21 protein-coding genes are annotated in these 23,190 nt (G+C 74.1%); 12 read left to right on the top strand and 9 right to left on the bottom strand.

Going from position 1 to position 23,190, the window contains the following annotated elements; genetic code table 11:
• Positions 1 to 101 precede the first annotated feature (101 nt).
• The 3 genes from LZ495_RS04450 to LZ495_RS04440 all read left to right on the top strand — a co-directional run bounded on the left by LZ495_RS04450 (position 102) and on the right by LZ495_RS04440 (position 2,772).
• A complete protein-coding gene (locus LZ495_RS04450; protein ID WP_372498521.1) occupies positions 102 to 908 on the top strand; it encodes a glycerophosphodiester phosphodiesterase in 807 nt (268 codons plus the stop codon).
• Positions 909 to 1,259: 351 nt separating this feature from the next.
• Positions 1,260 to 1,697, top strand: coding sequence for an ATP-binding protein (locus LZ495_RS04445; protein ID WP_235050559.1), 438 nt, complete (start codon positions 1,260 to 1,262; stop codon positions 1,695 to 1,697).
• Positions 1,698 to 1,809: 112 nt separating this feature from the next.
• Positions 1,810 to 2,772, top strand: coding sequence for a DUF5926 family protein (locus LZ495_RS04440; protein WP_235050558.1), 963 nt, complete (start codon positions 1,810 to 1,812; stop codon positions 2,770 to 2,772).
• A 316-nt stretch (positions 2,773 to 3,088) separates the two neighbouring features.
• Here the strand turns inward: LZ495_RS04440 and LZ495_RS04435 are convergent, their stop codons facing one another.
• The 3 genes from LZ495_RS04435 to LZ495_RS04425 all read right to left on the bottom strand — a co-directional run bounded on the left by LZ495_RS04435 (position 3,089) and on the right by LZ495_RS04425 (position 5,650).
• Positions 3,089 to 3,751, bottom strand: a complete 663-nt coding sequence (locus LZ495_RS04435; protein ID WP_235050557.1) for a hypothetical protein — start codon at positions 3,749 to 3,751, stop codon at positions 3,089 to 3,091.
• 264 nt (positions 3,752 to 4,015) lie between these two features.
• A complete protein-coding gene (locus tag LZ495_RS04430; protein ID WP_235050556.1) occupies positions 4,016 to 4,804 on the bottom strand; it encodes a hypothetical protein in 789 nt (262 codons plus the stop codon).
• Between the two features lie 138 nt (positions 4,805 to 4,942).
• Positions 4,943 to 5,650, bottom strand: coding sequence for a bifunctional DNA primase/polymerase (locus tag LZ495_RS04425; RefSeq protein ID WP_235051066.1), 708 nt, complete (start codon positions 5,648 to 5,650; stop codon positions 4,943 to 4,945).
• 493 nt (positions 5,651 to 6,143) lie between these two features.
• Here LZ495_RS04425 and LZ495_RS04420 point away from each other — a divergent pair, with 493 nt between their 5' ends.
• Together LZ495_RS04420 and LZ495_RS04415 are read left to right on the top strand one after the other, a co-directional pair.
• Positions 6,144 to 6,983, top strand: coding sequence for a glycosyltransferase (locus tag LZ495_RS04420; RefSeq protein ID WP_235050555.1), 840 nt, complete (start codon positions 6,144 to 6,146; stop codon positions 6,981 to 6,983).
• A gap of 60 nt (positions 6,984 to 7,043) precedes the next feature.
• Positions 7,044 to 8,513: an MptA/MptB family glycosyltransferase gene (locus LZ495_RS04415; protein WP_235050554.1), complete on the top strand. Its 1,470-nt coding sequence runs from the start codon at positions 7,044 to 7,046 to the stop codon at positions 8,511 to 8,513.
• Here LZ495_RS04415 and LZ495_RS04410 read toward each other — a convergent pair.
• Both LZ495_RS04410 and LZ495_RS04405 read right to left on the bottom strand, forming a co-directional pair.
• A complete protein-coding gene (locus tag LZ495_RS04410) occupies positions 8,448 to 10,679 on the bottom strand; it encodes a hypothetical protein (protein ID WP_235050553.1) in 2,232 nt (743 codons plus the stop codon). The genes LZ495_RS04415 and LZ495_RS04410 overlap by 66 nt on opposite strands.
• Positions 10,680 to 10,820: 141 nt before the next feature.
• Complete coding sequence (locus tag LZ495_RS04405) at positions 10,821 to 11,264, bottom strand: ATP-binding protein (protein WP_235050552.1); 444 nt, start codon at positions 11,262 to 11,264, stop codon at positions 10,821 to 10,823.
• A gap of 357 nt (positions 11,265 to 11,621) precedes the next feature.
• On the opposite strand from LZ495_RS04405, the gene LZ495_RS04400 reads away from it, so the two are divergent.
• From LZ495_RS04400 to efeB, 6 genes are all read left to right on the top strand, one after another.
• Positions 11,622 to 12,383, top strand: a complete 762-nt coding sequence (locus LZ495_RS04400; RefSeq protein WP_235050551.1) for a hypothetical protein — start codon at positions 11,622 to 11,624, stop codon at positions 12,381 to 12,383.
• A 217-nt stretch (positions 12,384 to 12,600) separates the two neighbouring features.
• Positions 12,601 to 13,401 carry a YcnI family protein gene (locus LZ495_RS04395; protein ID WP_235050550.1) on the top strand — a complete coding sequence of 267 codons (801 nt, stop codon included), beginning with the start codon at positions 12,601 to 12,603 and terminating at the stop codon, positions 13,399 to 13,401.
• Positions 13,402 to 13,483: 82 nt separating this feature from the next.
• On the top strand, positions 13,484 to 14,191 hold the full coding sequence (locus LZ495_RS04390) for an SCO family protein (RefSeq protein ID WP_235050549.1): 708 nt from the start codon (positions 13,484 to 13,486) through the stop codon (positions 14,189 to 14,191).
• Positions 14,188 to 14,835 (top strand): copper chaperone PCu(A)C, encoded by a 648-nt coding sequence (locus LZ495_RS04385; protein WP_235050548.1) that lies wholly within the window; start codon positions 14,188 to 14,190, stop codon positions 14,833 to 14,835. The genes LZ495_RS04390 and LZ495_RS04385 overlap by 4 nt, the downstream gene beginning before the upstream one ends.
• Complete coding sequence (locus LZ495_RS04380; protein WP_235050547.1) at positions 14,825 to 16,675, top strand: copper resistance protein CopC; 1,851 nt, start codon at positions 14,825 to 14,827, stop codon at positions 16,673 to 16,675. The genes LZ495_RS04385 and LZ495_RS04380 overlap by 11 nt, the downstream gene beginning before the upstream one ends.
• Before the next feature lie 103 nt (positions 16,676 to 16,778).
• Positions 16,779 to 18,056, top strand: coding sequence for an iron uptake transporter deferrochelatase/peroxidase subunit (efeB, locus tag LZ495_RS04375; RefSeq protein ID WP_235050546.1), 1,278 nt, complete (start codon positions 16,779 to 16,781; stop codon positions 18,054 to 18,056).
• A 575-nt stretch (positions 18,057 to 18,631) separates the two neighbouring features.
• On the opposite strand, the gene LZ495_RS43780 is transcribed toward efeB, so the two are convergent.
• The 4 genes from LZ495_RS43780 to LZ495_RS04360 all read right to left on the bottom strand — a co-directional run bounded on the left by LZ495_RS43780 (position 18,632) and on the right by LZ495_RS04360 (position 21,920).
• Entirely contained in the window at positions 18,632 to 18,760 is a 129-nt protein-coding gene (locus LZ495_RS43780; protein ID WP_268822359.1) for a hypothetical protein, read from the bottom strand.
• 109 nt (positions 18,761 to 18,869) lie between these two features.
• Entirely contained in the window at positions 18,870 to 20,000 is a 1,131-nt protein-coding gene (locus tag LZ495_RS04370) for an alpha/beta hydrolase (RefSeq protein WP_372498532.1), read from the bottom strand.
• Between the two features lie 559 nt (positions 20,001 to 20,559).
• Positions 20,560 to 20,853: a hypothetical protein gene (locus LZ495_RS04365; protein WP_235050544.1), complete on the bottom strand. Its 294-nt coding sequence runs from the start codon at positions 20,851 to 20,853 to the stop codon at positions 20,560 to 20,562.
• A 284-nt stretch (positions 20,854 to 21,137) separates the two neighbouring features.
• Entirely contained in the window at positions 21,138 to 21,920 is a 783-nt protein-coding gene (locus LZ495_RS04360; RefSeq protein ID WP_235050543.1) for an ABC transporter permease, read from the bottom strand.
• Between the two features lie 303 nt (positions 21,921 to 22,223).
• Between LZ495_RS04360 and pheA the strand changes: the two genes are divergently transcribed.
• Complete coding sequence (gene pheA / locus LZ495_RS04355) at positions 22,224 to 23,171, top strand: prephenate dehydratase (RefSeq protein WP_235050542.1); 948 nt, start codon at positions 22,224 to 22,226, stop codon at positions 23,169 to 23,171.
• The last annotated feature ends 19 nt before the right edge of the window (positions 23,172 to 23,190 follow it).

Raw genomic sequence — 23,190 nt, 5'->3', positions numbered from 1 at the left:
TGCGGCGTCCCCCCGGACGCCGCACGGCCGACCGCCGCAGGACCACCCCGCGTCGCCGGACCGTCACCTGCGGTCCCGGACGAGGTGGCACGATGTGGCCCGTGACCGCTCATCCCCCTGCGGCCGTCCAGGTGGTCGCCCACCGCGGCTCGTCCGAGGACGTCCCCGAACACACCCTGGCCGCCTACCGCAAGGCGATCGACGACGGCGCCGACGCGCTCGAGTGCGATGTGCGCCTGACCGCGGACGGCCACCTGGTGTGCGTGCACGACCGGCGAGTGAACCGGACCTCCAACGGCCGCGGCCTGGTCTCCACGCTGGAGCTCGCCGACCTGGCCACCCTCGACTTCGGCTCCTGGAAACCGGGCGGGGTATACGCCGACGACCCCGAGGCCCCCGAATGGGACCGCAAGTCGGTACTCACCCTGGACCGGCTCCTGCAGCTCGTCGTCGACGCGGACCGCCCGGTCCAGCTGGCGATCGAGACGAAGCACCCGACCCGCTACGCCGGCCTGGTCGAGCGCCGCCTGGTCGAACTCCTGGACCGCTTCGGCCTCGCCCACCCGGTCGAGGGCCGCCCGTCGCAGGTCCGCGTCATGAGCTTCTCGCAGCTCTCGCTGCGCCGGATGCGGCAGCTCGCGCCGCGGCTCCCCGCGGTGTTCCTGATGGAACGCGTGCCGCTGCGCTTCCGGGACGGCACGCTGCCCAAGGGTGTGCGCATCGCCGGCCCCAGCATCGAGATCGTCCGGGCGCACCCGCGCTTCGTGGCCCGCCTGCACCGCGCGGGGCACCGCGTGCACGTGTGGACCGTGGACAAGCCCGAGGACGTGGACCTGTGCCTGAAGCTCGGGGTCGACGCGATCATCACCAACCGTCCGGCCGGCGTGCTCCGGCAGATTTTCGGCTGAACCGGCCCGGATCGCCGGGTCATACGTCCGACCCCGGGCCCGGCCTGCCCCGCAGGCCGGGTTCGCGGCACCGGACCGGTCCCCGCCGGGTAACAACTCCTCATCAGCCGCTCCCGCCTCCTCGGGTCAGGGCTTGCATCCGGGGTAGAAAGGGTGCGTACGCGGGTGCCTGCCGACGTGGGGTGCGGGTTCCGCACGGCGGGGGGCCTGCCCCTGTTCCGGCAGGCGGATGACGAGACTGTTTCCGATCGACACACACCGGGCATCCCATGCCCGACGTGTGGGTGAGAAGGAGGTCCGGGGGTGGCAATGGTCGTGGCCCGTGGGGTGCCCGATTCTGAGGCTGTACTCGTGCCGCACGCGTCCGTGGGCGTGGGTGCCGCCCGGCACCGGCTGATCGCCGACCTCACCGACCGCGGGATCGACCCCGTCCTCGTCGACGACGCTGCCCTCGTGCTGTCCGAACTCCTCAGCAACGCCCTCAAGCACGCCCATGCCCTGCCGTCCGGCAGCGTCCGCGCGGCCTGGGGCCTGCGGCCCGGGAACATGCTCGCCATCGAGGTCACCGACGGCGGCGGCCCGACCCGGCCGCGGCAGGCCAGCCCGTCGCTGACCGCCCGCGGCGGCCGCGGGCTGTCCATCATCGACGCGCTCGCCACCGACTGGGGCGTACGCGGCGGGGGCGACGAGGTGACCGTGTGGGCGCTGCTGTCCACCGGGCAGCGCGCCGGAGCGGCCGCCGAAGAGGTCTGGGACTTCGACTTCGACGCGGTGGAACCGCTCGACTGACCCCGCCGGTCCGGGCGGCCCGCGTCGCGGAATGGGTTATATGCCGGGAGCGCACTACGCTCGGCCGGGCGTCATCCATCCACCGCAATCCGCGACCGGGAGAGATCTCAGCATGGGCAAGAAGGCCGCGCGGAAGGGCCAGCACAACACGAACGCGACCACCGCCACGGACCAGGTACCGGTGGTCGGCGGGCGCGAACCCTGTCCTTGCGGCTCGGGCCGCCGCTACAAGGCATGCCACGGCCGCGAGGCGGCCACCGCCGCCGAGACCCTGGTGCACCGGCCCTTCGAGGGCCTGGCGAACGAGTGCGACTGGGTCGCGCTGCGCGAGCTGGTGCCCGCCGCGACGGCGCAGCTGAAGCTGGCCGCCGACCCGGACCGCTCGGTCACCCTGGCCACCGTGCTGCCGATGGCGTGGCCCGCGCTGCGCCGCGACAACGGGGCCATCCTGATCGGCCTGCAGACCCACACCAGCTCCGGCGACGTGAGCCGCGACCTGGCCGACGCGCTGGAGCGCGCGCTGGCCGCCGAGGACGGCACGCCGGTCACCCCCGGCGCGCTGCCCGCCGCCGGACCGCGCCTGCAGGACCTGCTGGACGTCGCGGCCCCTCTCGAGGTGGCCGTGCACCAGGGCTTCGACTTCTGGGTCGAGGACGCCGAGGCGGCGACCGGCGAGGTGGCCGCCTCGCTGGAGCGGGCCAACGCGGCCGCCACGCCGACCACGCGCCTCACGTCGGTGGACGCGGCGTACTGGTGCAGCATGCGTGAGAAGAATCACCTGCGCTGGGTCATGCCGCACCCGGAGGAGGAGCTCCTCGACGCGATCGCCCGCCTGCACGCCGCCGAGGCGTCCGCGCTGGGCGAGGGGACGCGCTTCGTCGGGTCCTTCCGGGCGCACGGCCTGCTGGTGCCGGTGTGGGACCTGCCCACCGGGATGACCGCCGACGACGTCGAGAAGCCGGCCGCCGAGTTCGGCGTCCGACTGGCCGAATCCCTCGCCGACACAACGCCGCTGACGCCGCGTCAGCGCAGTGCGCGGAACGGCCTGCTGAACCGGCAGATCACCCTGAACTAAGGGACGGGACGTCCGCTGCGGGCCCGGTACGCCGGGCCCGCGGTCGTTTCCGGGAGTTCCCGGCACCTGTCGGCAAAAGCGCTGCCCAGGGGCCGGGTGTGCAGGTCCGCAGACCGGGATTCCCCGGTGAGACCAGGCTTTTACAAAATGGACCTAGTCCAATTCTGCCCTGGACTTGGGTACTGGGAAGTTGCCTGTTACCTTTGATCCAGCCCGGCCGCTGATGCATCCCCCGTCTTCAGCGGCCGGGCCCTTTTCATGTCCGGGACCGGCTGCCGGACGGGTGCCGTCCGGGCGGCGCGCAGCCGCGCCGGACTCAGCCCGCGGCGGACGCGGTGCCGCTGCGCAGCACCTTGCGGGAGCTGTCCGCAGTGGCCATCTCGGCGATCGCGGACCAGGCCGGCAGCGCCTGGTCGGTGCGCAGCCGCGGCGTCTCGCACTGGCCTTCGCCGGCGCGCGCCTCGATCGTGCAGCGGATCTCCACGGTGTCGCCGTCCGGCTTCAGCAGCCCGAGCACCAGCAGCAGCGGGTCCGCGGTCGGGTTGCGGTAGTAGACGCGCCCCCACACCTCGGTGCCCTCGCGCTCCACGCACGTCTGCGCGCGGATCCCGCCGGGCACCTCGACGGCCTTGCCGCACAGCGAGTTCGAGACCGGCGTGGACGCGGGCGCGGCCGGGGCCTTGCTCGCCTCCGCGGCCGGCGCGGTGCCGGCCGGGGTGCCGGTGGCGGCGAGCAGCTGCTTGACCGCGTCGAGGCCCTCCGCGCTGCCCGGCGCCACGCCGTTGCCGAAGTCGTGCGAACCGGACGGGCGCGGCTTGGCGGTCGGCGACGCGGTCGCGGCACCCGGCCTGCCGTCCGCGGACGGCGACTTGGGGTGCGCGGAGTCCGCCGATGCGGCGGCCAGGGGGATCAGCAGGCACAGCCCGACCGTGGTGCCGAGCGCTGCCGTGCGAACGCGTGCCGTGCGTGCCCGCTGCATGGTGTCTCCTCGCGCGAAGCCCCGTCCGGCGGTGCGGAATCCGGGGCCTGGTCACCTTGGCGGGCCGAGCTTATCGCCTCCGCCGGCCGGCGACGATCACCCGATGTCGCGGTACTGCGACAGATGGGTGCCGATCCGGGCCCCGGACTCCCCCGCCGGGTGAACGCCGGTGCGGATGCCACCCGTACGGCCGGATCCGGCCGCATCCGGACAGGTGTCCGGCCAAGTGCCGGACGGGTCCCGGACGGGTGTAGGCCAGGGGGCTCAGCCGGCCATCGGGCCCGTCGCGGCCAGCCAGCCGCCGGGCGCCAGACCGAGCACGACGCCGTGGCAGCCCTGGGCGTACGCCCGCAGCGACAGGTTGATGCCCGGTTCCCCGGTGGCCACCGGCGGATCCAGCTCGGCCAGGTCGTCGACCAGCTCGGCCAGGTGCAAATGCGCCTGGCTCCATGGAAGTTCCTGGCTGCCCGCGGCACCCAGCGCGCGGAAGACGGCGCGGTGCGCGCGGCCGAGCACGTCGTCGACCTCGGTGTTCCCGGTCACCGGGCGCGGCAGCATCTCGCGCAGCGCGGTGGCGTCGTCCAGGACTTGGCGGATGTGCTCGGGGTCGCCCGCCGGGACGAGGTCGTCCTCACCGGGTGCGCGCCCGTCCACGACGGCCTGCAGGACGGCCGCCGCGGCCAGCGCGTAGGCGGCGTTCCGTTCGAACGCCAGGCGGCGGATGCCGTTGTAGTGCGCGTAGACCAGGGACTCCATCTGCCAGGCGACCGCGGTGCGCGGCTGGAACGGAGCCCCTGACTCGTCCTGCCGGGCGCGCTCGTAGGAGACCCGCACCTTGCCGACCGCGAGGTCGGCGGTCTCCAGCGCGAAGTCCATGTCCACGCACAGCCGCGCCAGGCTCTCCAGCCCGGCCGACACCGTCTGCGGCAGGGGCGCGCCGTGCCGCCCGCCGTTCCCGTCCTTCGGGTCCGTCTCCGATGCCCGGCCCCCGAGGTCCGGTCCGTACCCGAACTCCTCGCCGGCACCGGTCTCGTACCCCTCCGGCTGACGCATACCCGCCCTCCCCGAGCCGCCCGATCGCCTTCACGCTACCGCCGTCTCCGCGCCTGCGGGAGTCATGCGGCAACTCCGTGGAAACGGAAGACGACGCACCGTACCGGACGCCTCGGACACCGCGGCCGCAGGCGCGCGTCAGGCCGAACGGCGTACCTGGGTCACCGAATGGCAGGTGTCGACCAGGGTGCGGACCAGGTCGGACACGTGCGGCAGCCACGGTGACGGGGCGCCCGGGACGGCGGTGCCGGCCGGGGCGACCGCCCAGCGCAGCGGCCCGCCCGGCACGCGCGAGGGCGGCAGTGCGAGGTAGCCGTCTTCGCCGTGGCAGCGCAGGGTGATGGGCACCGAGCCGTACCGGTCCAGGCCGTGGCGGTCGAGGAGGTCGGCCAGTTCGTCGAACGAGTACGGGGCGACCAGGAAGGCGTGGCGGCCTGGCGCGGCGACGACGGGGCCGATGCGTACGCCCAGTGTGCGCAGCTGGCCCAAGGCTCTGACGCCGGCCTCCTCGGGCACGCTCAATGCGGCGACGCGGCGGCCGGTGGCCAGCACGACCGGGGCGTCCGGGAAGCGCGACCACCACCAGCGCACCATGCGCTCGTCGGTGCTGGCGGCCAGCAGCGGCGGCCGGGTGGCGCCCGGCGGGCGGCCGGTGCCGTCCGGCGCGGCCGGTGGGTCGGGGTGCGCGCCGGGGACCGGGCAGTCGTCGCGGCCGCAGTTGCAGGTGCAGGCCCACCGGTCGAGCCCGGCCCCGGGGACCACGGGCCAGTTCCACTGGGCGCACGCGACCGCGGCGGACAGCAGTGCGGAGCGTTCCCTACGTCGCTTTCCGAGAATCTCGCGCAGCATGGCGCTCGTTCCCTTCCGTGAGCCTGCCGGAAACTGCCGGAAACTGCTGGAAATACTGGAAACTGCCTGGAACTGCTGGGGCGTTGCGTGCGCTTTCCACCCGTCCCGCGGGCACTGGGACACCGCGCTGCCACCGCGCTGCCACCGCGCGACCGTGTCGCGACGCTACCCGCGGCCGTACCGGGTGGCGGGATATGGCGCGCCGTGGCGCGGTCGGGCGGAGCACTCGCGCGGTGTCCTCGGCGCGGCAGCACGCCGCGCTCCGGTGGGATCTGCTCCGGGCCTTCCGCCATTCGTGCGGCCGAGGTACCCGATCAGCTCTTCTCTTCTGGAATGACGATTCGTCACGCCGCAAGGTTCCGCCGGAGGTTGCGACGACCTCCTCTACTTTCTTTGTACCCGTTTCGGGTTATCCGGGCACGCCGCCGCGCCGCGCCCTCCGGATGCCGCGGCATCCGGGCAGTACTCCTGGGTTCTACGATCCCTTGCCATGGCAGTTCAGGCATCCGGAAGCGGCGCATCCGGGGAAGCAGGCGGTACGGCGGCGCCCGTCGCGGTGGTGATCCCGGCGCGCGACGAGGAGCGCAGGGTGGCCGCGACGGTGCACGCGGCGCGCAGCGTGCCGGGCGTCGACCTGGTCGTGGTGGTCGACGACGGGTCGCGGGACGGGACCGTACGGGCGGCCGCGGACGCCGGGGCCGTGGTGGTCCGGCACGGCCGCAACCGGGGCAAGGCCGCCGCGATGGAGACCGGGGCGGCGGCCGTGGCCGCGGTCGACGCGCGGGAAGGGCGCGGCGCGCCGGGCGATGCGCACCTGCTGCTGTTCCTGGACGCCGACCTGGAGGAGAGCGCGGCCAACACCGCGCCGCTGATCGGCCCGGTGCAGGACGGCTCCGCGGATATGGCGATCGCGGTGCTGCCGCCGCAGAAGCGGGCCGGCGGCGGGCACGGGTTCGTGGTGCGCGCGGCCCGCGAGGGCATCCGCAGGGCCAGCGGGTTCGAGGCGGCGCAGCCGCTCTCCGGGCAGCGCTGCCTGACCCGGGCGGCGTTCGACGCGGCGCTGCCGCTCGCCGCCGGGTTCGGGGTGGAGACCGGGCTGACCATCGACCTGGTGCGGCAGGGCTTCGCGGTGCGCGAGATCGAGGTGGACCTGCACCACCGGGTGACCGGCAAGGACTGGGCGGCGCAGAAGCACCGGGCCAGGCAGTACGCGCACGTCGCCCGGGCGCTCGCGGAGCGCGGCGCGGCCGGCGCGCTGCCCGGCGCCCTGCGCGGCAAACCCGGCGGCAGGCCGGGCGGCAAGTCGAGCGGGGCGGGGGCCTCGAACTGAGTATCCGTCAGCCGTGCGGCGCAGCCCCGGCGCATAGTCCGCTCATCCGAAATGTTTCACGTGAAACATAACCACGCAGGTCAGAGCCGCGCCGCGGTGGCGTTCCTGGCGACCGGCATCGTGCTGCTCCTGGCCACCGGCCTGCTGGGGCCCAGTGCGGCCCAGCCGCCGCTGCCCGGCGGGCCGTCCTGGCTGCCGCCATACCGCTTCGCCGCGGACCCGTCGGCCGGGCTGGTGACCGCGCTGCTGCTCGGCTCGGCGCTGTCCGGTGCGCTCGGTCTGGGGCTGGCGATGCTCGCGCTGCGGGCCGGCTGGGCGCCGGATCCGCGGCGGCTGACCGCGGCCGGCATCGCGGCGGCGGTCGCCGCGGTGCTGGTGCCGCCGATGGGCTCGGCCGACCACCTGGTCTACGCGGCGTACGGGCGGCTCGCCGCGACCGGCGGCGATCCGTACCGCGACACCGCCACCGATCTGGCGGCCGCGGGCGACCCGGTGGGCCGGGCGGTCGAGGCCCCCTGGCAGGACACCCCGTCGGTGTACGGCCCGGTGGCGACCGCGGAGCAGTGGCTGGCCGCCAAGCTCGGCGGCGACTCGACGCACACCATCGTGTTCGTGCTGACCCTGCTCGGCGCGGCCGCGTTCGTGGCCACCGGCCTGCTGCTGCAGCGGGCGGTCGGGGCGGACCGGCAGGCGCGGGCCCGCATCGCGCTGCTGTGGATGCTCAATCCGCTGCTGCTGTTCGTGGGCGTCAACGCCGGGCACCTGGACGCGCTGGCGGTCGCGATCGCGGTCGCCGCGCTCGTCGCGGTGCGGCGCTCCCCGCTGCTCGCGGGCGTGCTCGTGGGCCTGGCCTGCGCGGCCAAGGTGAGCCTCGGGCTGTACGTCCTGGCCCTGGCCTGGGCGCTGCGGCACCGGCTGAAGGACCTCGCAGTCATGCTGGGCGCCGGGCTCGCGGTCGGGGCGGCGGCCTATCTGCCGCTCGGGACGCAGGCGTTCGAGCAGATGCGCGAGAACAGCAAGATGGTCTCGCTGGCGATGCCGCTGCGGCTGGCCGTCAAGCCGCTCGAATCGGCGCTGGACCACGATGACGCCCGCACGCTGATCGGGCTGATCGGCTGGGTCGCGCTGGCGCTGGTCGCGTGGCTGCTGGCCCCGGTGGTGGCGCGGGCCGCGGCGCGCGGGCCGGTCGCCGACCCGGCGCTGCGCGACGCCGCGGGCGCGGCGGCGCTGCTCACGCTGGCCTGGGTGCTGACCGCGCCTTACAGCCTGCCCTGGTACGACCTGGCCGTGTGGGCGCCGTTCGCCCTGCTCGGGGCCAGTGCCGCGGACTGGCTGCTGCTGGCCCGCACCACGCTGCTGGTGTGCGCCTATGTGCCGGGTCGCGCGGTGCCGCTGCCGGACGGCGTGGACTCGTTGGCGCGCACGCTGCGCGGCACGGTCGGGCCGTACGCGGGGCTCGCGCTGCTATTCGGCGCCCTGCGGCTCGGGCAGCGGGCGCGGCGGGATGCCGCCGCCGGCCGGGACGGCTGAGCCGGGCGGCTCCTCCGCGGCGACCGCGCACAGCACGGCGCAGGACAGCGGGAGGGCGATGAGCAGGGCGACGGACGGGATCTGGATGCCCGAGTCGTTGGCCGCGTAGCCGACCACCGCGGTCACCCACATGGCCACCAGGACGGGCCGCAGCCAGCTCACCCGCTCGTACGCCGGGACCAGTGCGGTCGCGCGCAGCTTCGGCGGGTTCAGGATCGCGATGATCATGAGGACGAAGAGCACCGGGACCAGGAAGCTGACCGGGGTGCCGAACGAGCCCAGGTTGTCGGCGATCTTGCGCTGCAGGACGGTGCCGGCCTCGCCGTCGACGACGTCCTGCACGAACTTGCCCAGGTGCGAGCGGCTTGCCGCGGGGCGCATCCAGTCGAGCACCGAGATGACCGCGACCGCGCCGACCGCGGCGAGCGCGACCAGGCCGGCCTTGGCCCACGAGATGCGGGTGCCGGTGAGCATCATGCCGAGGACCGCGAAGCCGGGCACCAGGGCGAGCACGCCGCCGAAGTCGCTGCCGAAGGCGGGCCAGCCGTTGACCACGATCGCGGCCAGGGCAAGGACGCCGAGAAGGCCGATCGCGGCGCGGCGCTTGCCGGCCTCCAGGCGGCGGCCGACACGCGGGGCGACCGCGAGGAGCACCGCCATGCCGTAGATCGACCAGGCCACGTTGCCGAAGCCGTAGAACCGGCCGGCGATCAGCGGGGACAGCCCGAACAGCGCGTTCATCTGCAGGGTCGAGCCGAGGATGACGTCGGCGCCCAGCACGACCACGGTCAGTGTCGCCGCCAGGTCGGTGCCCAGGTAGGGGTCGCGCTGCCGGCCCGACAGCAGCATCGCGACCGCGGTGAACAGCGCCGCGAAGCCGAGCGTGATGCCGATGATGGCCCACTCGGGGCTGGGCGCCTTCTCCCACGGGAACAGCCCGACCAGGAAGCTGGACGCCGGCACCACGGCGGCCGCGACCGCGACGCCCTGCATGACGCGCAGCACACGGCGGCGCCGGGCGCCCTGTTCGCCGGTGCGGCCCTGGCGGCGCACCCACGTGGCGCCGCCGACCAGGACCAGCGCGGGCAGCAGGGTCAGCCACGTGAAGAACTGGTACTTCTCGCGGACCGTGCGGGCGGCCTGCGCGCCGACGTCGAGGAGTTCGAGGTGCCGGGCCGCGGCCAGGCCGGTGGGGTTGTCGCGGGGCCCGTCGTACGGCTCGACCACCGAGCCGACCAGGCCGTCCGGGATGGCGATGCCGAGCGGGGCGAGCAGGCTCGGGGCCACGTCGGTCAGTTGGACCATGCCCGCGAAGCGGGTCGAGGACGAGGTGAGCAAGCCGCTGTCGAACGCTGCGTCGGGGCCGCCGGCCAGCATCGTGCGCAGGTGCGGGGTGGTGCCGTCGTCCGCGACCCCGGCGACGATCAGCTCGGTGCGCGGGGGCAGGGCCGCCGCGATGCGGCCGAGCTCGGCGTCGAACGCGCGCAGCCGGGCGGCGCGGTCTCCGGTGCCGTCCGGGGCGATCGGTGCGGCGGCGTCGGCGACCGGGCCGAGGTCGATCAGGGTGAGGGCGCACTCGGCGAGCGCGGCGGCGTCCAGGCCGGCGGTGTCCGGCCGGTAGCGGGCCGGGCTGCGGCCCTGCGCGTCGGCGGTGGCCAGCGCGGCGCCGGGGCCGACCGCCGTCACGCACTTCCCGGCGCGGGCCACGGCGGCCGCGGCGGCGCCGAACTGGGCGTCGTACGAGTACTTGTCGTTGAAGTCCGCGATGCCGGGCAGCGCGGGGACCGTCAGTACGCCGTCCGCCCCCACCGCGGGGGCGGGCAGCGGGCCGCACGCGCCGCCAGGGCGCTTGTCGGTGGACCGCGCCCCGGCGCCGACGGTCAGCCAGCCGTCGGTCGGGCAGGTGGTCTTCTCCACGGTCCGCACCGACAGCGCGGCGGAGGAGGCGTGCCCGCTCAGCGCCGCCAGATGGGGGGTGCCGCCGGCGGTCACGTCCGACCACATGAGGCCGGGGAGTCCGACGAAGACGACATGGCCGGCGGCGGCCGCCCCGCTCGCGGCGGGGGCGGCCGCCGCGGTGCCGGGGACCGACAGGAGTCCCGCGAGGGCGGCGAGCACCGAGCCGAGGAAGAGGAGGCAGGACCTGGGGCCGGGGCGGCGGGTCACGTGGCGGGCTCCTCGTACAGTCCGGTGCGATGCGGGCACCAGGCTATGCGGAGCGGACGCCGGCCACGCAGGTCCGGGGGGCCGGAGCGGTGCGGGTCGCCGGATGCGGCGGGGCTGCGGACGGGGTCGGGGGCCGGGCGGTCAGGCCGGGAGCAGGGCGTCCTTGCGCCAGCGCAGCGACTTCTCGAAGCGGATGACCGCGCCCTTGCGCGGGTGGTTGCGCAGCTGCACGCGGTCGCTCATCGCCTCGATGAGCAGGAGCCCGCGGCCGTTCTCGGCGCCGGTGGAAGTGACGTGGTGGAGCGGGCTGCTGAGGCGTTCGGGGGTGAATCCGGGCCCGGTGTCGCTCACCTCGACGCGGCAGCGGTTGCCGGTGATGCCGGCCTTGACCTCGAATTCCGCCTCGGGGTTGGTGCCTTCGGCGTGCTCGACGACGTTTGCGCAGGCTTCCGAGAGGGCGAGGCCGATTTCGGCGGCGACTCCGGGATCCACCCCCGCAGTTTCCATTGCCCCCATCAGCAGGCGGCGCACCATGGGGACGCTCGCCGTCTCGCGGGGTAGGTGGACGGTCCACCGCATGTCCATGAACGGCCTCCGCTCAGAGGTTGGCCTTCAAGATCCGACGACTTCTCGGATGTCCCGGCTGTGTCGGTGTCCCTGCGTCCCCGTGCCCCGGAGAGAGCCCCGGTGCCCCAAAGAGAAGAGACTCAGCGCATATACCCGAATCACCCGGAAAGTCAACAATTGAATTTTTCCCCGCTTCCGCACTCCTGTATCACCCGGATTCCGGATCGAGGGACCTCCGAGGGAGTCGCGAGGGATCGTGCGGGGCGCGCGGCCGGCCGGCGCGGTGCCGCACGCCCCCGGAACGGAGACGTGCGCCGGGTCGGAAAAGGGGACCTGCGTCTTGCGGCCGTATGCGCGATGAGAGCATGAGGCGTCATGCTCGCCGTGTCCCGCCCTCTCCGCGCCGCGCGCGCCGCCGTGTTCGCCGCGGTGTGCGTCGTGCTGTCGGCGGCCGGGCACACGCTGATGACGAGCGATCCGCTGCCGGTGTGGACCGTCCTGGCCGGGTTCGCCGCGGTGTTCGCGGTGGCGTACGCCGCGGCCGGGCGGGAGCGCTCGTGGGGCGGCATCGCCGCGCTGCTGGCCTTCGGCCAGCTGGCTCTGCACACCTTGTTCAGCTTCGGCATGGCCGCGGCGGCTCCGGCCATGGCCGGGCACGGCACCGCGGGTTCGGGGCTGAGCATTCTGGACCGGCTGCTGTGCGGCAGCCGCGACTCGGCCGGGCGCATCATGCTGCCGCCGGGCTGGTCGGCCCGCGATGTCGTGGCCTCCGCAGGGCTCGACCCGGACGCGGTCGGCGCGCTGCCGGACCCGGCCGCGGCGGCCGGGCACGGCTCCGGTCCGATGATCTTCGACGGCGGGTTGGGCATGGCGGCCGCGCACGTAGCCGCCGCGGTCGTCGCGGCATGGTGGCTGCGGCAGGGCGAGGCGGCGCTGTTCCGGCTGCTCGCCCGCCTGCACGCGGTCGCGGTCGCGCCGCTGCGCGCGGTGCTGGCCCTGCTGTTCGGCACGGTGCCGGTCCGGCACGTGCCGTCGCCGGTACGGCGTACCCGGCACGCGGTCCCGCTGCTGCGGTCCGCGCATCTCCGCCACGCCGTGGTCCGCCGGGGTCCCCCGGTGTTCGCACCCGCCTGCTGACGCGCCGCCTTCGGGGGACGCGTGAACTCCCCTCCCCCGCCCGTACCGGCCTGCCCGGCAGCGTGCGGCGGACCGGGACGGCAGGCGGCCCGGACACCTTCCTGCCCGGCCCGCCCGGCGCATCCGCGCCCGGCCGGCCCCCGGTCCACGCACGCCCGCACCCCGACGCCGCAGCGCGGCCGGGTCGGCGTGCGCCCACTCACGGAGTCCAGAAACCATGCAGCTCAGCACTGTGCGCCGTTCCCTGCGCCGCCGCGCCGCCGTCCTCGCGGCCGCGTCCGCCGCCGCCGTCCTCGCCCTCGCCGCGCCCGCCTCGGCGCACGTCTCGGTCCAACCGGGCCAGGCCGAGCAGGGCGGCTACGCGGGCGTGACGTTCCGCGTCCCGAACGAGCGCGACGACGCCGGCACCACCAAGCTCGAGGTCAACCTGCCCGAGAACGCGCCGCTCACCTCGGTGCGCACCCGCCCGCTGGCGGGCTGGACCGCCACGGTCGAGAAGCGCCCGCTGGCCACCCCGATCACCTCGCACGGCAAGCAGATCACCGAGGCGGTCGCGAAGATCACCTGGACCGCGAACGCGGGCGTCCGCATCGCCCCGGGCCAGTACGAGGACTTCGAGGTGTCGATGGGCCAGCTGCCCACCGACAAGGACAAGTTGGTCTTCAAGGCGCTGCAGACGTACGAGAGCGGCGAGGTCGTCCGCTGGATCGACGAGCCGGCCGCGGACGGCAAGGAGCCGGCGAACCCGGCCCCGGTCCTGAAGCTCGTCGCCAAGGGCGCGGCGGCACCTGCCCCGGCCCCGTCGGCGGCCGGCACCGCGGGTGCCGCAGGCGCTGCAGGCGACCAGAACCTGACCGCGGTGGCGTCGTCCTCGAAGTCCAGCGACTCGACCGCGCGCACGCTCGGCGTGGCCGGGCTGGTCGTGGGCGCGCTGGGCCTGGCGGTCGGCGCGTTCGGCATCGTGCGCGGCTCGCGCGCCGCGCGTCCGGCGGCGTCGGCTCCGCAGGACGCCCACTAGTCCAGCTCTTCCGGACCGGCCCCCGCTGCCGTCGGCGGGCGGGGGCCGGTCCGGCCCAACGTCACACGTGATCGGGAGAACCATGCGCAAGGCTGTAGTGCGGACCGTGGCACTCGCGGCGGCAGGCCTGCTGTTCGCCGCCGGATGCAGCAGCTCCGCCGACAAGAAGCCGTCACCGGGCGGCGGTGCCCCGGTGAAGATCATCCAGTCCGGCCCGCCGTCCAAGTACCGCGGCACCGAACTGGGCAAGGCCTTGGAGAAGCCGGCGCTGGCGCTGACCGACACCGCCGGGCAGCCGTACGACTTCAAGGCCCGTACGGACGGCAAGGTGACGCTGCTGTACTTCGGCTACACGCACTGCCCCGACGTGTGCCCCACCACGATGGCCGACCTCGCGCGCGGCCTGACCAAGCTCAAGCCGGAGGACCGCGCCAAGATCGAGGTGGTCTTCGTGACCACCGACCCGGAGCGCGACAAGGGCGCCGAACTGCGCGAGTGGCTGGACGCGTTCGACAAGTCGTTCGTCGGCCTGACCGGCCCGTTCGACCAGATCACCGCGGCCGCGAAGAGCGTCGGGGTGGCGCTGGAGCCGCCGAAGGTCGGCGCCGACGGCAAGGTCACCAGCACGCACGGGACGCAGATAATCGCGTACTCGCCGGACAACCTGGCCCGCGTCATCTACCTGGCGAGCGTCGGCATGAAGCCGGACGGCACGCCCGCCGGCATCACCGCCGACGACTTCGCGCACGACCTCCCGCTGCTGATCCACCCCGAGGGAAGCACGTCATGAACTCCACCGGGACGGCCGGCGGTCTCCGCCCGTCGCGCCGCGCCGCCGCCCTGATCCTGGGCGGCCTGCTCACCGTCGGGGCCGGCGTCGGCCTGGTCGCGTGCACGTCGGACGGGTCCGGCGACGGCAAGCCCGAGGCGTCCGCCGCGCAGGGCACCGCACCGCAGCTGAAGATCGTCGACCCGTACATCCCGCAGCCCGCCAAGGACGGCATGGCGGCCGGCTACCTGGTGGTGCAGAACGACGGGGGCACCGCCGACCGGCTGGTCTCGGTGCGCACCGACCTCACCGCGAGCGCGGAGATCCACCAGACGGTCGACAACTCGATGCAGAAGATCGACGGCATCGCCATCCCGGCGCACGGCAAAGGCGTCCTCGCGCGCGGCGGTACGCACATCATGTTCATGGACACCACCCGCCGGCTGACGAAGGGCGACATCGTCGACGTGACCCTGACCTTCGAGAAGTCCGCGCCGATCACGGTGCGCGTACCGGTGCTGGGCGCGGCCGACCGGCCCGGCGACCCGGGCGTGGGGACGACGGGCGGCGCGGCGGCCGGGGACGCGGGTGCGGCCGGCTCCGCGGGGAACGCCGGCAGCCCTGCGCCGAGCGGCGGTTCGGAGCATGCGGGCCATGGCGGCTGACGCGGCGGCTCGGGCCGCGGGCCGCGGGTTCACAGGTGCAGCGGGTGTCGAGAGTGCCGCAGGTGCCGCAGGTGCCGCCGCGCTCGCCGGACGGCGCCGGCGGGTGCCGCGTCCGGTCGCGTGGCTGCTGACTCTCCCGCTGCTGCTGGCCGTTCTGGTGGTCGGCGGGGCCGGGCCGGCCGCCGCGCACGCGAGCCTCGATTCGAGCGACCCGGCCGCGGGCAGCACCGTCCCGGCCGCGCCCGCCGCGGTCACGCTGCGCTTCAGCGAGGGCGTGGAGACCGGCCTGGGCGGCGTGAAGGTGCTCGACCCGGACGGCAAGCGGGTGGACAGCGGCAACCCGGAGCACGGCATCGGCGGCGCCTCGACGGTGCGCGTGAAGCTGCTCGCGGGGCTGGCGCCGGGCACGTACACGGTCGCGTGGCGGGTCGTCTCGGACGACTCGCACCCGATCGGCGGGGCGTTCACGTTCAACATCGTGCGCGCCTCGGCCGGGTCCGCGAAGCTCGGTTCGCAGAGCGGCGACCAGGCGGTCAAGGTCACCGACGGGATCGCGCGCGGCGTCGCGTTCGGGTCGTTCGCGCTGCTCGCCGGTTCGGTGCTGTTCCTGGTCGCGCTGCGGCCGGCCGCGGTGGCGCGGCTGCGGGTGTGGCTGCTGCTGTTCGCCTCGTGGGCGGGCCTGCTGGTGTCCACCGTCGCGGCCTTGATGCTGTACGGGCCGAAGGCGTCCGCGCTGGGCTTCTCGTCGGCGTTCGATCTCGACGTGCTGCGCGCCACGTTGGAGACCAAGCTGGGCCGCTGGCTGTCCGTCCGCGTCCTCGTCCTGGGGGCGGCGGGCGCGCTGCTCGGCTACCTGGTGGCCGCGCTGCCGACCGCGACGCGGCGGGCCCGCATCGTGATGGGCGCCTCATGGGCCGTGCTGTGCACGGCGCTTGCCACCACCTGGTCGGCCTCGGACCATGCGTCCGTCGGCATCCAGGCACCGCTGGCGATGGGCATGGACGTCGTCCACCTGCTCGCCATGGGCGCGTGGCTGGGCGGTCTGGCGGTGCTGCTGATCCTGCTCACCGGTCCGGAGAAGGACGAGGACGGCGAGGAACTCCCGGGCGCTCCCGACGTGCACACGGTGGCGTGGTTCTCGAAGGCCGCGATGGTATGCGTGTGCCTGCTGGTGGTGACCGGCGTGTACGCGGGCTGGCGGCAGATCGGGTCCTTCGACGCGCTGTTCGGGACGACGTTCGGGCTGCTGCTGATCCTCAAAGCCAACTTCGTGGTGCTGATGGTCGCCGCGGCCTGGGTCGCGCGGCGGTGGCTGCAGGCCCGGCTGCGGGCGAGCGCGGGGGCCCGGGCCGTGCAGCCCATGGCCCGCAAGCGCACGCTGCAGAAGGCGGTCGGTGCGGAGGCGCTGCTCGCCGTCGCGGTGCTCGCGGTCACCTCGGTGCTGGTCAGCACCGAGCCGGGGCGCACCTCATGGGAGCGCGAGCAGGCCTCGAAGCCGGCGACGGTGCGCGTCAGCACGCCGTTCGATGCGGGCGGCCAGTCCGGCAAGGGCATCGTCGACGTGGTGCTCGACCCGGCGCGTACCGGGACGAACACGCTCGACGTGTTCGTCGTGGACGCGCAGCGCAACCCGTTCGATCCGCCGGAGGTCACCGCGACGGCGGCGCTGCCGGACAAGCAGATCGACGGCATCGCGGTCACGCTGCAGCGGGTCGCGCCGGGGCAGTGGCGGGCCGAGGGGCTGTCGCTGCCGATGGCCGGGACGTGGCAGGTGTCGGTCGCGGTGCGCACGAGCGACATCGACCGGGCGACGGTGACGATTCCGATGAAGGTGCGCTGAGGGCGATGCGACGTGGTGGACCCGCCGGATCTGTTGCGCCCGGCGGACCGGTTGTACTGGATGCACTCGATATGACGCATGTCCCGGAATTCGAGGAAACCCCATGAGCGGCTCTGAAAACCCCTCCCCCGCACCCGGGTTCTCGCGCCGCCGCCTGCTGGCCACGGCCGGGGCGGCGGGCGCGGGCGGCCTGGTCGCGGGGGCGGCGGGCGGGGCGGTCGGTGCCTCGCTCGCCGACGGCGACGGTTCGGGCTCCGGTGCGGGGAGCCTGAGCCTCGCCTCTGTCGGGGCGTCCGCGGTTCCGTTCCACGGCGCGCAGCAGGCGGGGATCACCACGCCCGCGCAGGCCCGTACCGTCCTCGTGGCGTACGACCTCGAACCGGGTGCGGACCGGGCCAAGGCGGCGGCGCTGATGCGGCGCTGGTCGGACACCGCGGCGCGGCTCGCGCGCGGCGAGCGGCCGGACGCCGACGGGCAGGTCGGGCTGGACGCCGGTCCGTCGTCGCTGACCGTGACCTTCGCGTTCGGCGCCACGCTGTTCGACAAGCTGGGTCTGGCCGGCCGCCGCCCGGAGGGGCTGCAGCCCCTCCCGCCTTTCCCGGGCGACGAGTTGGACGCGTCGCGCAGCGACGGGGACCTGCTGGTGCAGGTGTGCACGGACGATGCGCTCGTGGGCTTCCACGCCGTCCGCACGCTCCAGCGGCTGGCGCGCGGCACCGCCAAGGTGCGATGGCAGATGACCGGGTTCGCCCGCTCCCCCGGGGCCACCGCGAAGCCGATGACGCACCGCAACCTGATGGGCCAGGTCGACGGCACCAACAACCCCAAGCCCGAGGCACCGGACTTCGCCGCGAAGATCTTCGTGGGCGATGCGGGCGCGGCGGGCGGCGCCGCGTGGCTGCGCGGCGGTTCGTACGTCGTGATGCGGCGGATCCGGATGCTGCTCGACGACTGGGACGGGCTCGACCTGGCCGCGCAGGAACGGGTCATCGGGCGGCGCAAGGACACCGGCGCACCGGTGACCGGCGGCGAGGAGACCACCCCGGCGGACTTCGGCGCGCGCGCCGCGAACGGGTCCCTGGCGGTCGCCGAGAACGCGCATATCCGCGTGTCCGCACCGGAGTTCAACCGCGGCGCGACCATGCTGCGGCGCGGCTACTCGTACCACGACGGCTTCCGGCCGGACGGGAGCCCGGACGCGGGCCTGCTGTTCCTGGCCTGGCAGGCGGACCCCCGCGACGGGTTCGTCCCGGTGCAGCAGAAGCTGGCCCGCGGCGACGCGCTGTCGCCTTTCGTGCGCCACGAGGCGAGCGGCCTGTACGTCGCCCCGCCGGGGTGCCCGGAGGGCGGCTACGTGGGCCAGGCGCTTCTGGACGGGTAGTTCGACTCTTGGTCCCGGATGCACGGCGCCTGCCACGTTGTATCCCGCCCGAGGAATGTGACGCCTGCCACATTTCCAGAGCGGCTTCCCGCGGCAAATGGCCGGAGGCATCGTCCGCTCTTCGCGTGGGGTGGGGGGGGCCGGGGCGGCGCACGCCCCCGGTCGGGGGGGGGGGGGGCCGCGCCCCCCCCCCCCCCCCCCCACGCGAAGAGCGGAGCACGGACGAAGTCCGCTCGATGCCTTCGGTCGTTTGGCCTCTTCGGCCCTGCGAAACGCCCGATATGACCGTTTGAAAATCGTCAACCCCACGGCGCATGCTTCCTCTTGTGAAGCCGGGCCCGGCCCACTCAGCAGCACTCGACCTTCGTTCTCAGGGGAGAAGTTCGTGATCGCAGAGTTGTCCAGCCTTGTCCCACTAGCACTCGGCTTCCTGTGGCTGGTTGCCCTTGGCTCCGACCAGCACGCCAGTTGCCTTTCGCCTGATAGCAGCCCGAGAACGACCATTCGCCATCACTGCAGGGCCATCTCGAACCACGCACGACAAATCGCCATCCTGTTGGCACGCCGCGTCGGGATTACCGACTGAGGCCGACCAGGTCGCCGGCCGTCCCGGGCGGGTCCTGCTCGCCGACAAGAACTAGTACGGCCTTGAGTTCGACCACCGCTTCACCGAGCAGGGCGTAGGGCTGCTGCGTCCGGCGCACGGACGAGCCCGCGCGCCGGAACCGAGTTCGTCCGCCCCCGGCACCAACTACTCGAGTCCGTCAACCTGCCCCGGACAGGGAAGGCGCCATGGAGTCGGATCTAGTCCCGTCACTCGTGCAGCGGTGCGGGGGCGGTGCCGTGGTGGAGGCGGACGCGGTCGTATCTGCCGCCGATGACGGCGGCCTGGTTCTCCAGGCTGTCGGGGTGCTTCGGGTTCCAGTAGCTGCTGTGACCCGAAGCGCCTTCGGTGGTGAAGGTGTTGGCGCCGTAGTCCGGGTCGGTCGGGGTGGGGGCGCCGACGATGGGCAAGCCGTAGGTGACCGAGCCGATGGCCGGGACGGGGTCGTCCTTGGCGCGGCCCACCCACACGTGCTCCCGGTCCACGCCCAGGTCGGCCGCGTTGCCAGTGCGCAGGCCGGGACTGCCGACCGCGACGATGTCGTCCGCGGCCAGGCCGCCCGGGGTGTGCGCGGCGGCGGTGGCGACCACGACCGAGCCGTAGCTGTGGCCGATCGCCGTGACGTGGTCGGGTGTGGCCGGGTCGTGGGCGGCGCGCAGGCCGTCGACGAAGCGGCCGAGCTTCGGCGCGGCTTCGTCGGCCGAACGCACGAGGGCGGCATCCGCGAGCGTCTGCGGCGCGTCGTAGCCCACCCACGTGATGACCGCGGCACCGCCCGGCCCGGCGTCGTCGCGGGCGGCGGACCACAGGTCGCGCACGCGGTCCGTCTCACGGCCGGCATCGTGCAGGGAGACGCCTTTGCCGGGCACGAACACCGCGGTGTGCCGGGACCGGTCGGGGTCGCCGATCGCGACGATCGCCCGTCCTTGGCCCTTGGCCGAGAAACCCAGCAGATACGCGGGCGCGGTACCGGGGCGGGACGGGATCCGGTCGAGCTGGCCGCGGAGTGCGGCGAGGGCCGACAGCGTGGTCTCGACTTCGCCGATGCGCTGGATGAACCGCACGCCCGAGCCGCGAGTGCCTCCGTTGACGTTCGCCAATTGCTCTTTGAGCGACGCCAGTTCGCTACGCAGATTGCACTCTGTCGCGCCCAGGTGGATCCGGTTCGCCCGGTCGCGTACCTCGGCCGGAAGGCCGTCGAGCGCGCCGATGATGTCGGGGTGGGCGATCAGGTAGCGCTGCCGGTCAGCGTCGCCGAGGGCGTCCCACCAGGCCCGTACGGCATCGGGTCCGCCCTGCGGGATCTGCGGTGCGGCGAGGCCGGTGAGAGATCCGACCATCCGGCCGTCGGCTGCCGCATCGCCCCAGCGGTCCAGCCCCGGGGTGCCCGCGTCCGGAGAGAGGCGGCGTACGCCGTCGCCGAGGCGGGCGTCCGCTGCGGTGGCCCGGACGAGGACGGCAGTCAGGGCGAGGGTCAACTCCTCGGCCTTGGTGTGCTCTTCGGCTTCTCCACCGAGGGGGGCGGAGACGCGTCCGTCGTCGTCGACCGCGAATCCGCGGCTGGCTGCCTCGCCGAGCAGGCTGGTCAAAGTGCTTTGCGCGCTGCGTAGTTCCGCGGCGGCGGTCTCGACCAAGGGGCCGACACCGCAGGCTTCGAAGGCCGCGACGCGTACCTCGGTGTCCTGCCGGTCGAGTTCCTGGTAGGCGGCGTCTGCGTCGGCGCCCTCCCAGGCGGAGCCGATGAGGGGTCCGACGACGGCGGTGACGGCACGGCTGCCGACCATGTCGAGGTCCCGGGCCAGCACGGTCCAGTCGCCCGCGGTGGCGTCGAGGGGGTTCAGCCGGGCATCGCGCAGCTGGGCGAACGTGACCATGGCGGCCCGCCTTTCCGCACCGCGGTCAGCCGCCCGCGGCGTCGAATGCCGCGGCGGCCGTACGGTCGGTCTGCTCGTCGCGCTGCGCGGTCGCGGCGAGGTTGTCGGCAGTGCGCGCGAAGGAGCCGCCGGCCGCAACAAGGCGGGCCTGCCAGGCGGTTGCCACGTCGACGAGTGCGGCGGCGGTGGCGAAGCCGGGGCATCCGGCAGCAGCCGCCCGGGCGCTCTCGGCGACCCGGTCGGTCAGCCGCGGCAGGTCGGCGGCGATCTCCCGGGCACCGGCCGAGGCGGCACGCAGGACGGCGGGATCGGCACGCATCGGCGGCTCCTCGGCAGGCCGAACCGGAGGGCGGTTTCGGCGGTGGAAAACGTCAGGCGGGATGGCAGGCATGCTTGTGTACGACAGTCTCGGCCTGCGGGCCCGGAGGACTGCTCCGGACGAGTGGCCTGTGCACGACGTTAAGCCGAACCGACCGCACAGACCGGTCGGTTGCCCGGGGATTCACTGGAAAGACTGAGGAACTCAAGGTTTGTCCACAGGAGTTCTCCGGTAGCACCCAGGTTTTCCACAGGACTGTGCACAGGCTTTCCACCGGAATTCGCCTAGCTTGTACCTTCATTGGACACAGCCCGTGCAAGCCGACCGCGGGCCACGAGTTCGAGCACCACGGCGATGGCTGCGGCCTGCACGGCCAGGAGGGCGATCAGCACGAAGAGTTGGACGGCACCGGCGTCGACCGGCGAGGCGCCGCCCAGCAGCATTCCGACGAACGCGCCGGGGAGGGTGACCAGGCCGACGGTACGCGTCTGGTCCAGCGCCGGGATCAGCGCTCCGGCGGCTGCCGGGCGGCAGATCTCCAGACGGGCTTCGCGGTCGGGGAAGCCGAGCGCGAGGGCGGCTTCCACCTCGCCGCGCCGCACGTCGAGTTCTTCGAGGGCGCGGCGGCCGGCGAGCACGGTGGCGGTCAGCGCGCCGCCGAGCAGGATGCCCGCGATGGGGATGACGACGAGGCCGTCGGACGGAAGGAGCCGGGTCGCGGCGAGCAGGCCGAGGACCGGGAGTGTGGCGGTGAGGATGGGGACCGCGGCCCAGCGATGGAAGCGCGTGCCGGCGATGCGGCCTGCGGCGGTGGAGGTGGCCACTGCGTACATGAGGAGGACGAAGAGGAGCGTCGCCCACCACCGGTCGACCACCTGGGTGATGACCGCGGAGACCACGAGCAGTTGAAGCCCGGCCCGCACCCCGGCGGTGAGGACGGCACGCCCATGGCCGAGGTGCGCCAGCGCCGCGACGAGGATGGCGGCGAGCAGCAGGACGGCGATCACCGCACCGAGCACCGGCGTGACGGGGAGCAGGGATGCGGCGACGGTGACGCGGTCACTCATGCGGCGACGCTACGCGCCGAGAAGGCCGAGCCGACGCAACGCCCCACCGTGGGGCGACCGCCGATGTGAAGACGACGCAACCGCAGCGAGCCGGACCGGCACGGGCCTCGCCACGGCATGCACCGAACCCTGACGCCGTCAGAGCCGTGGGCCTGGCGCTTGCGGCAACAGTCTTCGGACTCGGCCTCACTCAAGGGGGGTGGGGAGGGCGGGCCGGGGGGTCGGGTCCAGGACAAGGGGCGGCGTACGGGGGTGATTGTGGGGCGGCTGGGAGGGGGAGGTGGGCGGGCTAGAGTTGGCGCTATGGCTGCGTCTGGCGTTTCGGTCGGGAATCCTCGGTGGACCTATCTGGGGCCCGAGGGGACCTTTACCGAGGCCGCGTTGCGGACGATTCCGGGGGCCGAGGCGGCCGAGGCCATCCCGTTGGCGTCGGTGCCGGCGGCGTTGGATGCGGTGCGGCGGGGTGAGGCGGATACAGCGGTGGTGCCGCTGGAGAACTCCGTCGAGGGGTCCGTATCGGTGACGCTCGACGAGCTGGCCACCGGGGAACCGCTGGTGATCGAGCGGGAGATCCTGCTGCCGATCTCGTTCGCGCTGCTGGTGCGGCCGGGGACCGCGATCGAGGACATCAAGACGGTGTCCAGCCACTCGCATGCGCAGCCGCAGGTGCGGCGCTGGCTGGCGGCGAATCTGCCGGATGCGCACTGGTTCTCGTCGGCGTCGAACGCGGATGCCGCGCGGCTGGTCCAGGAGGGCCGCTACGACGCGGCGCTGGCCGGCGAGTTCGCGGCGGCCCGGTACGGGCTGGTGCCGCTGGTCACGGACATCCACGACGTCGAGGGTGCGGTCACACGGTTCGTGCAGGTGCGCCGGCCCGGGGCCGTCGCGGCGCCGACCGGGGCGGACCGTACGTCGGTGGTGGCGTTCATCGTGGACGACCACGCCGGTGCGCTGCTGGAGATCCTGCAGGAGTTCGCGGTCCGGGGCGTGAACCTCGACCACATCCAGTCGCGGCCGACCGGCGACGGCCTGGGGCACTACTTCTTCGCGATCGAGGCCGAAGGCCACATCGGCGACGCCCGGGTGGGCGAGGCGCTGATGGGGCTGCGCCGGGTGTGCGCGGCGGTGCGGTTCCTCGGGTCGTACCCGCGGGCCGACGGCGTGCGGCCGCAGGTGCGCCGCGGTACGTCGGACCCGGAGTTCGAGAACGCGGCGCAGTGGCTGGACCGCTGCCGGCGCGGCGAGGTGTGACCGGCCGGCCGCGGCCCCG

This window comes from Yinghuangia soli (assembly GCF_021502675.1).
In the GTDB taxonomy this organism is placed as follows: domain Bacteria; phylum Actinomycetota; class Actinomycetes; order Streptomycetales; family Streptomycetaceae; genus Yinghuangia; species Yinghuangia soli.
The sequence above is the reverse complement of the archived record's forward strand: the minus strand, read 5'-3'. Positions and strand labels throughout refer to the sequence as shown.

Excerpts from the sequence above, each read along its gene's own strand:
- LZ495_RS04440 (WP_235050558.1), top strand. The coding sequence starts at position 1,810 with ATGGGCAAGAAGGCCGCGCGGAAGGGCCAGCACAACACGAACGCGACC.
- LZ495_RS04435 (WP_235050557.1), bottom strand. The coding sequence starts at position 3,751 with ATGCAGCGGGCACGCACGGCACGCGTTCGCACGGCAGCGCTCGGCACC.
- LZ495_RS04430 (WP_235050556.1), bottom strand. The coding sequence starts at position 4,804 with ATGCGTCAGCCGGAGGGGTACGAGACCGGTGCCGGCGAGGAGTTCGGG.
- LZ495_RS04420 (WP_235050555.1), top strand. The coding sequence starts at position 6,144 with ATGGCAGTTCAGGCATCCGGAAGCGGCGCATCCGGGGAAGCAGGCGGT.
- LZ495_RS04405 (WP_235050552.1), bottom strand. The coding sequence starts at position 11,264 with ATGGACATGCGGTGGACCGTCCACCTACCCCGCGAGACGGCGAGCGTC.
- LZ495_RS04400 (WP_235050551.1), top strand. The coding sequence starts at position 11,622 with ATGCTCGCCGTGTCCCGCCCTCTCCGCGCCGCGCGCGCCGCCGTGTTC.
- LZ495_RS04395 (WP_235050550.1), top strand. The coding sequence starts at position 12,601 with ATGCAGCTCAGCACTGTGCGCCGTTCCCTGCGCCGCCGCGCCGCCGTC.
- LZ495_RS04390 (WP_235050549.1), top strand. The coding sequence starts at position 13,484 with ATGCGCAAGGCTGTAGTGCGGACCGTGGCACTCGCGGCGGCAGGCCTG.
- LZ495_RS04385 (WP_235050548.1), top strand. The coding sequence starts at position 14,188 with ATGAACTCCACCGGGACGGCCGGCGGTCTCCGCCCGTCGCGCCGCGCC.
- LZ495_RS04380 (WP_235050547.1), top strand. The coding sequence starts at position 14,825 with ATGGCGGCTGACGCGGCGGCTCGGGCCGCGGGCCGCGGGTTCACAGGT.
- efeB (WP_235050546.1), top strand. The coding sequence starts at position 16,779 with ATGAGCGGCTCTGAAAACCCCTCCCCCGCACCCGGGTTCTCGCGCCGC.
- LZ495_RS04370 (WP_372498532.1), bottom strand. The coding sequence starts at position 20,000 with ATGGTCGGATCTCTCACCGGCCTCGCCGCACCGCAGATCCCGCAGGGC.
- LZ495_RS04365 (WP_235050544.1), bottom strand. The coding sequence starts at position 20,853 with ATGCGTGCCGATCCCGCCGTCCTGCGTGCCGCCTCGGCCGGTGCCCGG.
- LZ495_RS04360 (WP_235050543.1), bottom strand. The coding sequence starts at position 21,920 with ATGAGTGACCGCGTCACCGTCGCCGCATCCCTGCTCCCCGTCACGCCG.
- pheA (WP_235050542.1), top strand. The coding sequence starts at position 22,224 with ATGGCTGCGTCTGGCGTTTCGGTCGGGAATCCTCGGTGGACCTATCTG.